This window comes from Rhodococcus sp. p52 (assembly GCF_000763325.2).
GTDB classification, from domain to species: Bacteria; Actinomycetota; Actinomycetes; order Mycobacteriales; family Mycobacteriaceae; genus Rhodococcus; species Rhodococcus pyridinivorans.
In genome coordinates this window covers 1,332,799-1,346,714 of the sequence record NZ_CP016819.1, presented here as the reverse complement: position 1 = coordinate 1,346,714, position 13,916 = coordinate 1,332,799, and the positions used below count along the sequence as shown (strand labels likewise).

Below are 13,916 nucleotides of genomic sequence, written 5' to 3'. Positions count from 1 at the left end.
ACCGCTCTGGGCATCCAGGGCACTGACCCCAGACACCTACAAACTTAGGGAGACCCCATGGCACCGAGTCGGGACGCGATCCGCACCACCGTCGAGAACTACGTGAAGTCCGTGGCCTCCGGCACCGTCGACGATGTCCTCGCGCTGTACGCACCGGGCGCTACGGTCGAGGATCCGGTCGGCACGCCGGTCCGCGCCACCGAGGCCGAGATCCGCGAGTTCTACGGAGTGGTCGAACCGCTCGCGCAGACCGGTGAGGTGATAACCCTCAAGATCGCGGAGAACAACGCCGCATTCGTGTTCCGCCTGGTCACGCACCTGGGTGAGCAGGATCTGGTCATGGAGGTCGTCGACGTGATGACCTTCGACGACGACGCGAGGATCACGAGCATGAGGGCGTTCTGGAGCCAGGAGGACATGCAGACCGTCCCCGCCCCCTGATGGACAGCCTCATCGTCGAGGTCGATGGTTTCACGTGGAACATCGACGATCGGGGCGACGGACCCGCGGTCGTCATGTGCCACGGCTTCCCCGGCCTGGGGTATAGCTACCGGCACCAGTTCGCGCCGCTCGTCGACGCCGGATACCGTGCCGTCGCCCCCGACATGCCCGGCTACGGCCGAACCGGCCGGCCCCGGGAGGCCGAGGAGTACACGAACGTCGCGATTTCCAATCGCCTCGTCCGACTGCTCGACGTCCTCGGGATCGACAGCGCGGTCGTCGTCGGTCACGACTTCGGTGCGCCCGTCGCATGGACGACGGCGCTGCGACATCCGGACCGCGTCGCCGGTCCGGCGGATACCGCTATCACGACGTATGGTCGCATCCGTCCGAGAGACGCGGATATCTCGACGTGCTGCACACCGCTCCCGAGTTGCCGTGGGATTGGCTCACCGACGACGAACTCGCCCATTACGCGTCCGAGTTCGCCCGCACCGGATTCGGCGGAGGTCTGTCCTGGTATCGCGCCTACGACGCGAACTGGGAGGCGTCGCGTCCCTACGAGGGCGCGAAGGTGCAGGTACCGACGCTGTTCGTGGCCGGCGACCGGGATCCCGTCATCACGATGTCGGGGTCGTCGGCGCTCGAACGGATGCGTGCCTTCGTCCCCGATCTGCGCGGTGTCCACCTGCTCGAGGGCGCGGGGCATTTCGTGCAGATGGAACGTCGCGACGAGGTGAACAACCTCCTCCTGCGTTTCCTCTCCGGATCCGGATACCGACGAGAACCGCCGAACAACACTTTCACCGGCGATCATCGACCTAGCATGACGGCGTGGCCAGCGACACGGTTCGTGGATTCGGTCTGGCACTCGCCCTGACGGCACTGGTGGCGGGTGCCTGCTCGTCGGGCAGTTCGGTCGAGACGACGACGCCCGTGCAACTGCATGTCGCCACCGCGCAGGACGACCCGTGGACGCCGCGTCTCGTGCCGCCGCAGGTGCCGGTCGCGGTGCCGCCAGCTCCCCCCGAAGTCGTCGAGGAAGGCGGTGATCCGGTCACCGCGACCGCCGGGACCCCGGCCGTTTCCGGTGATCGGCCGGCGCTCTACGGGGGCAGTCTCGACCGGCCCCTGTGCGATCGCGAAGGGCTCATCCGTCATCTGGAGGAGGATCCCGCCAAGGCCGAAGCGTGGCGCGGTGTCCTCGGCGTGCCCGACATCCGCGGCTACACCGACACCCTCACGGCGGTCCTGTTGCGCGCCGACACCCGGGTGACCATGCACGAGTACCGCGACGGTGCGGCGCGGCCCGTGCAGTCGCTGCTCGAACGCGGCACGATCGTCCTCGTCGACGAACTCGGTGTTCCGCGCGTGCGGTGCGTGCGCGGCAATCCGCTGTCCGCGCCGGTGCTCACCGGAAACGACGAACTCGAAGGTCCGAAATGGCCCGGACTGAACGCCGAGCGGATGTTCGTCGTCCAGCCCGCCGCGACTGCCGTGCGGGAGTTGGAGGTCATCGACATCACGACCGGCGCGATGGTCCCCGTGCCGGTCGGTGAGGCCCTGCCGAAAACCATGGCTCCGGCCGCACCGGAGACCACGGAGGAAACCCGCCCGGAGACCGAGGCGCTGCAGGTACCCGTTCCTGCACCGCGGCGCGATCCGGTGCCGGAAGCCGCGGCACCACCACCGCCTCCTCTCCCGGAACCGTCGCCTCCGCCTCCCCCCGCTCCGGAACCGCCGCCACCGCCACCGCCACCGCCACCGCCGCCGGCTCCGGACCCCGCTCCGGCACCGGCCCCCCCGCCGGCGCCGCGGGCTCCCGCGCCGCCGCCTCCGCAGATCCAGATCCAGATTCCGGGCGCTCCCCCGGTCGTGACCCCCCTGCCGTTCTGAGCCGCCTGCCGTTCTGAGCCGTCAGCTCTTTCGAGTCGTCAGCGAGGACGCAGAACGACCTCGGTGGGGTGGGCGTCGACCGGCGCCTCGACGACCTGCCGCACCGCACGCGCCACCGTGCCGGGGCTGAGGAACTGCGACGGGTCGTACTCGCGGCCCTCCGACGCGACGATCGCGCGCTGCATGTCCGTGTCGATCCGGCCCGGGTGGATCGAGGTGACCCGCAGCGCGGGTTCCTCCTCGCGCAGCGCGTCGCCGAACGCCCGCAGTGCGAACTTGCTCGCGGCGTAGGCACCCCACCCGGGGCGAACGCGCAGACCCGCCCCCGAGTTGATGAGCACCACGTGGCCGTTCGCGGCCCGCAGGGCCGGTAGCAACACCTGCGTCAGGGCGACGACGGCGACGACGTTCGCCTCGAACGTCTCGCGCCACTGCCGGGGCTCGCTGTCGGCGATCGTGCCCAGTTCGGCGACGCCCGCGTTGTGGACGAGCACGTCGAGCCGATCGATGTCGGCGGCGGCCGCGGCGACGGCGACGTGATCGAGCAGGTCCACGGGCCACGGCGTGGCGTCGGGCAGTTCCTCGAGGATCGCATCGAGCGACTCGCGACGTCGTCCGCCGAGGAGCAGATCGTGGGTGGGAGCGAGTTCCTGGGCGATCGCGGCGCCGAGACCGCGACCCCCTCCGGTGACGAGAGCTGTGGGGCGCATGATCACGAGCCTAGGAAGCAGACGGTGGGGCGGCCACCGCACCGTGCTCGAGACCGGCCAGGATCTCGGCGAGCCGGTCGTCCGGAGGGGTCTCCACCGCCGGGTCGCGCGGGAACCGGAGTTCGAGGAACGCCTTGGGTCGCGACAGCACGTACTCGCGCGCCAGATTCCTCAGCCGCGTGCGCAGTCGCACGTCGTTCGCGGCGCGGACTCCGGCGATGTCGATGCCCGCCCGCCGGCACAACGCCACTGCACGCGGAAGGTGGAAGGCCTGGGTCGTGATCAGCGCCTGCCGCACGCCGTAGGTGGCCACCGCACGCCGGGCGGTGTCGTAGGTGTCGAGACCGTACGGGTCGGCGACGATCCGTTCCCGGTTCACACCCTGCTCGACGAGATACGCGATCATCGCCTCGATCTCGTCGCCCGAGGTTCCGGCCCCGTCGCCCGAGACGAGCACGGCTTGCACCCGTCCCCGTGCCATCAACGCGACTGCGACGTCGAGGCGGCTGCGGAGCACCCGCATCGGACGGCCCTCGTGCACCCGCGCGCCCGGCACGATCACCACCGGGGCGGGCGGCGCGCCGTCCACCTCGTACATGAGGTCCTTCGCTTCGGACGCCACGCGGGCGGAGACGAGTGTCAGCGCGGACACCGCACCGACGACCAGTGCGGAGACCGCACCGAGGGGGGACGACGACCGGACGGATTCGAGCATGCGTCCCAGATTACGGACGCCCGGCGGCCACAATGGAGGGGTGGACCCCGTCGACGCACTCCGCGAAGTCGCCTTCTGGCTCGAACGCGAACACGCCGACACCTACCGTGTGCAGGCCTATCGACGCGCGGCGGAGGTGCTCGCCGAGGTGAGCGACCACAAGCGGGAGGTTCTGCGGAAGACCGACTCGTGGACCGATCTACCGGGCGTCGGGAAGAAGACCGCGACGGTCGTCCGGGAGTCGTTCGACAAAGTGCCCGCCTATCTCGAGCAGTTGCGCGAGGAGGCCGACCCGATCGGGCGCGGCGGCCGCGACCTGCTCGAGTCCCTGCGCGGCGACCTGCACACCCACTCGAACTGGTCCGACGGCGGCAGCCCGATCGACGAGATGCACCGCGTCGCGTCGACGATGATCGGGCACGAGTACTTCGCCCTCACCGACCACTCCCCTCGCCTGAAGGTCGCGAACGGGCTCACCGCGGAGCGGTTGCGCTCGCAGCTCGCCGTCGTCGCGGAGATCAACGAGAACGACAGTGGTTCAAGGATTCTCACGGGTATCGAGGTCGATATCCTCGACGACGGGTCGCTCGACCAGGACGAGGGGCTGCTCGCCGAACTCGACGTCGTCGTCGCGAGCGTGCACTCGAACTTGCGGGCCGACCGGTCGGCGATGACGAAACGCATGCTGCGTGCGGCGGCGAATCCCCACGTCGACGTCCTCGGGCACTGCACCGGCCGGCTCGTCGCCGGGGGGCGCGGAAACCGTCCCGAGTCGAAGTTCGACGCCGAGAAGGTCTTCGCCGCATGTCGCGACCACGACACCGCCGTCGAGATCAACTGCCGGCCCGAACGCCGCGACCCGCCATCGCGTCTCATCGACCTCGCGCTCGAGACGGGCTGCCTGTTCTCCATCGACACCGATGCGCACGCACCCGGGCAGCTCGACTGGCTCGGGGACGGTTGCGAACGTGCCGTCGAGCGGGGTGTCGAACCCGAACAGGTGATCAACACCTGGGAGATCGACGACCTGCTGGCGTGGGCCGACAGGTAGGAGATGCGCGTGGAACACGTCGACGTACTGATCGTGGGAGCCGGATTGTCCGGCATCGATGCCGGTTACCGGTTGCAGACACAGTGCCCGGATCTCGGGTACGCCATCCTCGAGAGTCGCGACGCGATCGGTGGTACGTGGGATCTGTTCCGCTATCCGGGGATCCGATCGGACAGCGACATGTACACGCTCGGCTTCCCGTTCCGCCCGTGGCGGGGCGAGAAGTCCATCGCCGACGGCCCCGACATCCTGCAGTACATCCGCGACACCGCCGCCGAATTCGGCATCGACCGACGGATCCGATTCGGCCACAGGGTGATCGATGCATCCTGGTCGTCGGAGGACGCCCGGTGGACGGTGCGTGCCTCGACCGGGCACGGAACCGTCGAGATGTCCTGTTCCTTCCTCTATCTCTGCAGCGGCTACTACAGCTACGAGTCGGGTTACCTCCCCGACATCCCCGGTCTGCAGGACTTCGCGGGCACGGTCGTGCATCCGCAGTTCTGGCCCGAGAACCTCGAATACGAGGGGAAGAGGATCGTGGTGATCGGCAGTGGCGCCACGGCCGTCACGCTCGTGCCCGCCCTGGCTGAGAAGGCCGAGCACGTGACGATGCTGCAGCGCTCCCCCACCTACGTGATGTCGCTGCCCGCGCGCGACCCGATCGCGACGCGGATTCGACGCCTGTTGCCGGACAGGGTGGCCCACCGCGCAGTGCGGACGAAGAACGTCGTAGCCAATCTCGGCTTCTACCAGTTCTGCCAGCGGTTCCCCTCGGCCGCGAAACGCATGTTGCGCACCCTCACCGAACGTCGCCTACGCGGCAGGATCCCGGTCGATCCCCACTTCTCACCGCGCTACGACCCGTGGGATCAGCGACTGTGCGTGGTCCCCGACTCCGACCTGTTCCGCACCCTGCGCGCCGGGAAGGCCGAGATCGTCACCGACCGGATCGACACCGTCACCGAGAAGAGTGTCCGCCTCGAGTCCGGCCGCGAACTCGAGGCCGAGATCCTGATCCCCGCGACGGGTCTGCAACTGGTGCCTGCGGGCGGAATCGAGTTCGTCGTCGACGGGGAGAAGATCGACCTCTCGGCCCGGTTCATCTACCGTGGCATGATGCTCGACGGCCTGCCCAATGCCGCGATGTGTCTCGGCTACACCAACGCGTCGTGGACCCTGCGTGCCGATCTCGCGTCCCTCTACGTGTGCCGGTTGCTGCGGTACATGCGACGCAACGGTTACCGTTCGGCGGTGCCGAGGTATTCGGGCGACGGGCGTACCCGCCCGCTTCTCGGTCTCGACGCCGGGTACATCCACCGCGCGGAAGGTGCTCTGCCCAAACAGGGTGCGCGCAGCCCGTGGTTGATGCGGCAGAACTATCTCCTCGACCTGCCCACCATGCGGCTCGGGCGTGTCGACGAATCGATGCAGTTCACGCCCTGACCCGTCAGCGCCGCCGCGCCGCCAAGTGGACGTCGGGGAAGCGATGATCGGTGTCGGGGCGGCCGACCGTCCGCCACACCTCGTCGAATCCGGCGTCGGACAGGGCCGCGGCGAGACGATCCGGGTGCCACCGCCACGCCGGCGCCACCGCGTGATCGAACTCCACCACTTCGCCGGGGGTGTCGGTGGTCTGGCCCGCGATGAGCACCACGCCGCCGGACGGAACCCGCTCCGACCACGCGTCGAGGATCCTGGGGATCTCGGACGGCGGAACATGGATGAGGCTGCACCGTGCGATGATCGCGCTCGGAACCACTCCGCGGAGTTCGTCGGACCCGAGTCGCGCGTCGTCCCGCACGAATCGCAGGGCGGGGTAGGCGCCCCGCGCGATGCGCAGCATCTCGGTGCTGGGATCGAGGCCGATCACGTCGAGTCCGCGGTCGGCGAGATCCGCGGCCACGTATCCGGGTCCGCAGCCCACGTCCAGCACGACACCCTGCACCTGGCTCTGGCACACCATCTCGGAGAAGGCGGCGACGGTGTGGCGTTCGAGCGGAGTCAGGTACGGATCGGGAAACAGCTCGACGTACAGATCCGCGAGGGCATCGTATCCGGGCTGGGTCACTCCGGCATGGTACGACGGGCCGCGATGAGTTCGACCCCGTTCGCAGGTCCTATCCACGACGAGGCAGTGACCACAGGAGGGAATTCATGATCATCGTCGCAGGACATCTCACCGTCGACGCCGACAGGCGTGAGTTCTATCTGGCGACCTGCAGGTCCGTCGTCGAGGCCGCCCGTAGAGCGCCGGGCTGCCTCGACTTCGCTGTCACCGCCGACCTGATCGAGCCCGACCGCGTCTGCATCTACGAACGGTGGGAGTCACAGGCACACCTCGACGACTTCCGCGGCAGCGGACCCGACGACGATCAGGCCCGGGAGATCCGGTCGATGGAGGTCTCCGAGTACCTCGTCCCGGATGTGCAGCCGTCGAACGAGTAGTTCTCGTCGCAGATCCCGCCGGAAATCGACAGGATCTGCGCACGCCGTCAGCGTTGCTCGAGCTTCTCGTCGGGATACCGCGCGAACCGGCCGGCGTCACGTTCGTGCACGGGACCGTCGCTGTCCCAGGGCCATCCGCCGAATCCGGTGCGGCGGTAGTCCTCGAACGCCTGGCGGACCCCCGCCTCGTCGTTGAGCACGAACGGGCCGTACGAGACGACGGGTTCGCCGATCGGGCGACCCTGCAGCATCAGGATCTGCGTGCCCTCGTCGCCGCCGGTGAGGTGCACCGGCACCGACGCGTCGACGACGACCCCGTGCCCGGACTCGATCGTCCGGTCACCGATCCGCACGGGGGAACCGTTGTACACGTACAGGACCCGTTGCGTCTGCTCACCGCGCGCGGCCGGCAGTTCCCAGCGCGCACCGGACGACAGGTCGATGTTCCAGATCGCCACGTCGGTGCCGGGTCGGGACGCCCACGAATTCGGCGGGGGCGGCGGCGGAGTCACGTCGTCGAGCTCACCGGCGATGACGCGGACGGAGACGGTGCGTCCGTCCTCGTCCGAGACGGTCACGGTGGGGGTGTCCTCGTTCCACAGCATCGAGAAGTGCGGATCGACGGTCTTCGACTCGGCGGGCAGGTTCAGCCAGATCTGGAACAACTCGAGCGGATTGTCCGAATCCTTGTTCAGCAGAGGGAACATCTCGCTGTGGACGACCCCGTTGCCGGCGGTGAGCCACTGCGTGTCGCCCTCACCGAAACGCGCCGCCGCACCCACCGAATCGGAGTGGTCGACGAAACCCGAGCGCACGAAGGTCACCGTCTCGAAGCCGCGGTGCGGGTGGCCGGGGAATCCTGGGACGGTGGTGCCGTGGTACATGCTCCAGCCCGCCGGGTTGCCGAAGTCCTGGCCGATCGGGCGGCCGTCGAGCGACGCGTCGGGTCCGAGCTCGTCGTTGCCCGCCGGATACGCGTCGACGTGGTGTGCGACGAACAGGAAGGGATCGATCGTCTGCCAGGGCATACCGAGCCGGAAGACCTGGAGTACCGGAGTAGGGGCTGCTGACGTCATGACCCGTGCAACTACGTGCCCGTGCTCTTTGTTCCGGGCGGTGTGGTGGCCTCGCTGTCGTCGAGCACGCGCGCCCCGGCGGCGAACTTCTCGACCTGGTCACCCAGCCGGATCTGCGCGGGGACGGCTCCGCCGAGCAGGTCGCGGGCCAGGGCCGGGGAGTCACCGAGCGGCAGGTCGCTGCCGGCGATGACGACGTTGCCGTAGCGGCGTCCCTTGAACATCGCGGGGTCGGCGATGATCACGGTGTGCTCGAAGACCTCACCGATCGTCGCGGCCTCACGTTTCGCGACGGTCAGGTCGCGGAAGTCGCCGCAGTTGACGACGTAGACACCGCCGGGCGCGAGCACGCGTCGGGCGTGCTGTGTGAACTGGAGGGTGGTGAGTGCGACGGGAGTGCGGTTGTAGGCGAAGACATCCCGCACGATCACGTCGCGGCTCGCGTCGGAGAGCGAGGTGAGGACCTGACGGGCCTCCCCCACGCGGATACGCAGCAACGGAGCGCGGGGCAGATCGAACCAGTGGCGGACGAGTTCGGCGAGGCGACCGTCGATCTCGACGACGACCTGCCGAGCGTCGGGGTAGACCGCGGCGAAGTAGCGCGCCATCGTGCACGCACCCCCACCGAGGTGCAGCACGCGCAATCTCGAGTCGTGTTCGAACCTGCTCTCGACGAGCATCGCGATCCACCGCATGTACTCGAACTCGAGCAGGGCCGGGTCGCTCAGGTCGATGTGCGAGCTGGGCACCCCGTTGATCTCGAGGACCCATCCGTCGGCGAGATAGCGGTCCTTGACGAGCTCGCACGTACCCGTGTCGATGTCGTACAACCCCTCGGCCGGGCCGCCCGGTGCACCCGTCTTCTCCTTGCGCGGCGACGATGCGGCGCGGCCACCTCGTTGCCTGCTCATACGACGAGCCTAGTACCGGCTCGTTTGCCTCGGATCAGAGGCATCGTGCCGACGAACGAACTCTGGTCGGGGAAGAACAGCTGGTTGAACACCAGGCTCGCAGCCGTCGCGTAGAGGAAGAAGTCGTACCACTCCACCGTGGTGCCGAGCAGGCTCGCCGCGACCACGGTGCGTAGTCTCCTGCGACGATCGAGATCGGACTCGGGTGCGGAACTGGGCTGTGACAGCGTGGTCACGGACTCGATTCCCGGTGGTGGACAGCGTGCAACCCGGCGACGCCAACCACGTCCGACACATTCACACACGGGCGGGCAACGGCCCGGTCGACTTCCAGGCCGAATACATCCAGGTCGAGAACGCCCAGCTCCAGCGCATCCCCGATCCGGTGCCGCCGCTCTTCTTCGGCGGGTCCTCTCCCGCCGCCGGCACCGTCGCATCGCAGTTCTGCGACACCTATCTCACGTGGGGTGAGCCGCCGGCCGCCGTCGCCGACAAGATCGCGTGGATCCGCGGCCTTGCCGACATCCAGGGACGCACCTTCGACTACGGCATCCGCCTGCACGTCATCAGCCGGGACACCTCCGACGAGGCCTGGGCCGAGGCCGACCGCCTGCTCTCCGCGCTCGACCCCGCGACCATCGAGAAGGCCCAGCAGAGCCTGGCCCGCTCCGGTTCCGAGGGGCAGCGCCGGATGGTCGAGCTGCACGGCGGCGGCAGCGCTTACGCCGCGAGCAAGGACGCCCGCAGCCTCGAGGTCTCCCCCAACCTGTGGGCGGGCGTCGGACTCGTCCGTGGTGGCGCGGGCACCGCGCTCGTGGGTTCCCACGAGGAGGTCGCCGACCGCATCGCCGAGTACGCCGAGATCGGACTCGACCACTTCGTGCTGTCGGGCTACCCGCATCTCGAGGAGGCCTACCGCTTCGGTGAGGGCGTGCGTCCGATCCTCGAGCGTCGCGGCCTGCTCGCCCCGGCCTCCCACCGCCCGGGCGACCTGTCGGGCTCGACGGCCTTCCTGCCCTCCGCGCACTGACCATCCCTGACACATCGATACAGCACAGCTCGACACAGCGCCGGCGCGAAATGTGTCGGCGTTGTTACAGCTGCGGCCCTCGTCGTGCGGATCCGTCCGCAGCACAGAGAATGGGGCCATGCCGGACCGAGGATTCACCTCCACACAGCTCGCCGCACGCGCGGCGTACCTGCTGCGTGGGAACGACCTGGGCGCCATGACGAGTGCCGCTCCCAAGCTTTATCCACACATGTGGAGTTGGGATGCGGCGTTCGTCGCCGTGGGGCTCGCGCCGCTCAGTGTCGAACGGGCGGTGGTCGAACTCGACACCCTGCTCTCGGCGCAGTGGAAGAACGGGATGATCCCACACATCGTCTTCGCCAACGGTGTCGACGGCTACTTCCCGGGCCCGGCGCGCTGGGCGGTCTCCGAACTGGCCGCGCACGCACCGGCGCAGGTGCAGACCTCGGGTATCACACAGCCTCCCGTGCACGCCATCGCCGTACAGCGCATCCTCGAGCATTCACGACGGCACGGCCGCTCGACACGTGCTGTCGCCGAGGAGTTCCTGGATCGCCGGTGGGCGGATCTCGTGCGGTGGCACCGCTGGCTCTCGCACGCACGCGATCTCGACGGCAACGGCCGCATCGCGCTGTACCACGGGTGGGAGTCGGGCATGGACAACTCCCCGCGCTGGGATACGGCGTACGCCAACGTTATCGCCGGTCCGGTGCCGCCCTTCCACCGCGAGGATCTCGAGCACGTCGCCGACGCCACCCAGCGACCCACCGACCGTGAATACGCGCGTTATCTGTGGTTGCTCGAGGAGATGAAGACGGCGCGTTACGAGGACAGCGTGCTCGCGAAGGCCATGAGCTTCGCGGTCGAGGACGTCTTCGTCAGCGCGGTGTTCTCGCTGTCGTGCGAGGTGCTTGCAACCATCGGTGAGGAGCATTCCCGTCCCAACGCGGATGTGCGCGAGCTGTATCAGTGGGCCGAGCGGTTCCGGAAGGGCGTGATCACCACGACCGACTCCCGCACGGGCGCGGCGAAGGATTTCGATCTACGCAGCGGGAAGTGGGTCGCCACCGACACTCTCGCGATGTTCGCGCCACTGCTGTGCGGAGGTCTCGACCGGCAGGCCGAGAGGGCGCTGCTGCGCACCTTCGAAGGGCCGAAGTTCTGCGGGCATCCGGATCTTCGCTATGCGGTACCGCCGTCGACGTCCCCCGTCTCGGGCGACTTCCGTCCCCGCGAGTACTGGCGCGGACCGGTGTGGCCCGTGATGACGTGGTTGTTCTCGTGGGCGTTCGCCCGTCGTGGCTGGGCCGAACGGGCCAACGTGCTTCGCGCGGAAGGACTCCGGCAGGCGAGCGACGGCACCTTCGCCGAGTACTACGAACCGTTCACCGGCGACCCGCTCGGCAGCATGCAGCAGTCGTGGACCGCCGCAGCGGTATTGGACTGGCTCGGATGACCCGTGCGTGGTTCCGGGAGCGAGCGCGACCGGAACCACGCACGAGGTGTCAGACCCCGATACGTCCGCCGTCGGACTTCCACGCCGCGACCACGGCGGGACGCGGCTGGGAGGCGCCTCCGTCGGGCCAGTGCGAGGCCGGCGACGCCCACGACGCGTCGTCGGTCTCCCCGGGATGCTGGACGCACACCACGACCCGGCCGTCCTGCACGATCGGCCCGCACGTCTCGGCGCCGATCGGCACGGTGAGGAACTGCTTCGTCTCACCGCGACGCGGACCGTCGAGGACGACGCTGAACAATCCGTCGTTGGAGCCGAGTGCGTTGCCGTCGGTCGAGATCCACAGATTGCCGTACGAATCGAAGGCCAGGTTGTCGGGGCACGAGATCGGACTGACCTGCGACTTGTCGAAGCCGCCGAAGTAAGTGTCGGCCTCGTTCGGGTCCCCGCACACGAGCAGCAGCCTCCACGTGAAGGACGTACCCGCGTGGTCGTCGTCGATCTCGAGGACCTGACCGTTCTTGTTGTTCTCGCGCGGATTCGCCTCGTCGGCCGGCGCGGCGCCGTCGACGCCGCGCTTGGTGTTGTTGGTGAGTGCGACGTAGACCTTGCCGGAGACCGGATTCGGTTCGAAGTCCTCGGGGCGATCCATCTTCGTCGCGCCCACCCGGTCGCCGGCGAGGCGGGGGAACACCGCGACCTCTTCGGCGCTCATGCCGTCGACCAGCGACTCGGCGCTGCCGTCCTCGTTCGCGCGCAGCAGCGGGATCCACTCGCCGCTGCCGCGGAACTCGCCGGCCTCGGGAAGTGTTCCGGATCCGTCGATCTCGTCCGGATGGTCACCGCTGAGCTTCGCGACGTAGAGCGTGCCGGCGTCGAGCAGGGTCATGTTGTGCCGCATCGCAGCTCGCGAGTTTCCGGGCTGCATCTTCCGCGACGAGACGAACTTGTACATGTAGTCGAAGCGTTCGTCGTCACCGCTGTACGACACGACGGTGCCGTCGTCGGTGATGTGGACGGTGGCCGCCTCGTGCTTGAACCGTCCCAGTGCGGTGTGCTTGACGGGCACCGAATTCGGATCCCACGGATCGATCTCGACGATCCACCCGAACCGGTTGACCTCGTTGGGTTCCGTGGCGATGTCGAAGCGCCGGTCGAATCGTTCCCACTTCCGTTCGGTGTCGGCGCCCTCGAGTCCGTACCGGGCGAGACGTTCGGCGACGACCGGGTCGGTGACGCTTTCGGCGTTGGCGAAGTACTGGTTGAAGTTCTCCTCGCCCGACAGCACGGTGCCCCACGGGGTGAGCCCGCCGGCGCAGTTGTTGAACGTCCCCGAGACCCGCGTGCCCGTCGGGTCGGCGGTGGTCTTCAGCAGGCCGCTGCCCGCGGCCGGTCCGGTGAGGAGGAACTCGGTGGTTCCGGTGATACGACGGTTGTATTCACCGAATTCCGGTGTCAGGCGGCCGGTCCCGGGCTCGCCCTTCACCTGGACGACCGACATCCCGTGACCGGCGATGCCGATGCGCACCTGTTCCTCGGTGGGGTCGTCCGCATCGTAGTCGGCGAACATGAAGGGTTCGGTGGTGTATTCGTGATTGACGACGAGCAGGTAGGTGTCGGGTCGGCCGTCCACCGGGAGCAGGCCGGCGAAGTCGTTGTTGAACCCGAACTGCTTCTCCTGCGCGGTCGCCGTCTGGTTCCCGATGTCGAAGGCCGGGGCATCGGGCAGCACCGGATCGCCCCAGCGGATGACGACGTCGTTCTCGTACCCCTCCGGAACCGTCACCGCGTCATCGGTGTTCGGCGCGACCGCCGTGAAGTTGGTGCCGTCGGGCACCGGCCCGAGATCTCCCGCCGCCCCGGCGTCACTGCCGGCGGCCGCAGCGGAGTCGTCCGCACAGGCCGTCAGGACACCACCGGCGCCGACGGCGAGCACGGCCATAGCACCGCCTCGCAGGACCCCGCGACGCGAGACGGCGGCGCGCACGATGTCGCCGAAGTATTCACCGCGGGAGGTGTTCGGGACGGCGTGCGAACAGGCATCCCCGCACTTGTACTTGCACGTGATGTTCGAGCGCGACGATATGCCGTCGTGCGTGACGAACAAGGGCAGGACTCTACGGGCCACAACGTTCTCCTCGGAAATCGGTTCGACGCCGGAACCGTAGGAGCGTCAGGCGAG

The 13,916-nt window shown here is 68.5% G+C and carries 12 protein-coding genes and 3 pseudogenes; 8 read left to right on the top strand and 7 right to left on the bottom strand.

Annotated features, from left to right (window positions below; genetic code table 11):
* Positions 1-57: 57 nt before the first annotated feature.
* From IM25_RS06195 to IM25_RS06185, 3 genes and pseudogenes are all read left to right on the top strand, one after another.
* A complete protein-coding gene (locus IM25_RS06195) occupies positions 58-441 on the top strand; it encodes a nuclear transport factor 2 family protein (protein ID WP_033098487.1) in 384 nt (127 codons plus the stop codon).
* Positions 441-1,321 (top strand): annotated as a pseudogene (locus IM25_RS25320) (alpha/beta fold hydrolase). The gene IM25_RS06195 and the pseudogene IM25_RS25320 overlap by 1 nt, the downstream one beginning before the upstream one ends.
* Positions 1,276-2,337 carry a DUF6777 domain-containing protein gene (locus IM25_RS06185; protein ID WP_065995870.1) on the top strand — a complete coding sequence of 354 codons (1,062 nt, stop codon included), beginning with the start codon at positions 1,276-1,278 and terminating at the stop codon, positions 2,335-2,337. Before IM25_RS25320 ends, IM25_RS06185 begins: the two are co-directional and overlap by 46 nt.
* A 38-nt stretch (positions 2,338-2,375) precedes the next feature.
* Here IM25_RS06185 and IM25_RS06180 read toward each other — a convergent pair whose 3' ends face one another.
* Positions 2,376-3,047, bottom strand: coding sequence for an SDR family oxidoreductase (locus tag IM25_RS06180; protein WP_024102514.1), 672 nt, complete (start codon positions 3,045-3,047; stop codon positions 2,376-2,378).
* Between the two features lie 10 nt (positions 3,048-3,057).
* The gene (locus IM25_RS06175) at positions 3,058-3,762 is read right to left on the bottom strand and encodes a SanA/YdcF family protein (RefSeq protein WP_006550869.1); all 705 of its coding nucleotides are present in this window, start codon (positions 3,760-3,762) and stop codon (positions 3,058-3,060) included.
* A 40-nt stretch (positions 3,763-3,802) separates the two neighbouring features.
* Between IM25_RS06175 and IM25_RS06170 the strand changes: the two genes are divergently transcribed.
* Positions 3,803-4,813: a PHP domain-containing protein gene (locus tag IM25_RS06170; protein WP_065995869.1), complete on the top strand. Its 1,011-nt coding sequence runs from the start codon at positions 3,803-3,805 to the stop codon at positions 4,811-4,813.
* A 3-nt stretch (positions 4,814-4,816) separates the two neighbouring features.
* The gene (locus IM25_RS06165) at positions 4,817-6,259 is read left to right on the top strand and encodes a flavin-containing monooxygenase (RefSeq protein WP_033098486.1); all 1,443 of its coding nucleotides are present in this window, start codon (positions 4,817-4,819) and stop codon (positions 6,257-6,259) included.
* 4 nt (positions 6,260-6,263) lie between these two features.
* Here IM25_RS06165 and IM25_RS06160 read toward each other — a convergent pair whose 3' ends face one another.
* Complete coding sequence (locus tag IM25_RS06160) at positions 6,264-6,884, bottom strand: class I SAM-dependent methyltransferase (RefSeq protein ID WP_033098485.1); 621 nt, start codon at positions 6,882-6,884, stop codon at positions 6,264-6,266.
* 86 nt (positions 6,885-6,970) lie between these two features.
* Here IM25_RS06160 and IM25_RS06155 point away from each other — a divergent pair, with 86 nt between their 5' ends.
* On the top strand, positions 6,971-7,261 hold the full coding sequence (locus IM25_RS06155) for a putative quinol monooxygenase (RefSeq protein WP_006550865.1): 291 nt from the start codon (positions 6,971-6,973) through the stop codon (positions 7,259-7,261).
* 47 nt (positions 7,262-7,308) lie between these two features.
* On the opposite strand, the gene IM25_RS06150 is transcribed toward IM25_RS06155, so the two are convergent.
* The 3 genes and pseudogenes from IM25_RS06150 to IM25_RS25315 all read right to left on the bottom strand — a co-directional run.
* Complete coding sequence (locus IM25_RS06150; protein ID WP_006550864.1) at positions 7,309-8,289, bottom strand: pirin family protein; 981 nt, start codon at positions 8,287-8,289, stop codon at positions 7,309-7,311.
* Between the two features lie 59 nt (positions 8,290-8,348).
* Positions 8,349-9,248, bottom strand: a complete 900-nt coding sequence (locus IM25_RS06145) for a spermidine synthase (RefSeq protein ID WP_006550863.1) — start codon at positions 9,246-9,248, stop codon at positions 8,349-8,351.
* Positions 9,249-9,289: 41 nt separating this feature from the next.
* A pseudogene (locus tag IM25_RS25315) lies at positions 9,290-9,484 on the bottom strand (MFS transporter); the annotation flags it as partial.
* Between the two features lie 71 nt (positions 9,485-9,555).
* Here IM25_RS25315 and IM25_RS06140 point away from each other — a divergent pair.
* Positions 9,556-10,278 (top strand): annotated as a pseudogene (locus tag IM25_RS06140) (LLM class flavin-dependent oxidoreductase); the annotation flags it as partial.
* A 118-nt stretch (positions 10,279-10,396) separates the two neighbouring features.
* Entirely contained in the window at positions 10,397-11,734 is a 1,338-nt protein-coding gene (gene ggh, locus IM25_RS06135) for a glucosylglycerate hydrolase (RefSeq protein WP_006550860.1), read from the top strand.
* Positions 11,735-11,783: 49 nt separating this feature from the next.
* Here the strand turns inward: ggh and IM25_RS06130 are convergent, their stop codons facing one another.
* On the bottom strand, positions 11,784-13,862 hold the full coding sequence (locus IM25_RS06130) for a PhoX family protein (protein WP_065995868.1): 2,079 nt from the start codon (positions 13,860-13,862) through the stop codon (positions 11,784-11,786).
* Between the last annotated feature and the right edge of the window lie 54 nt (positions 13,863-13,916).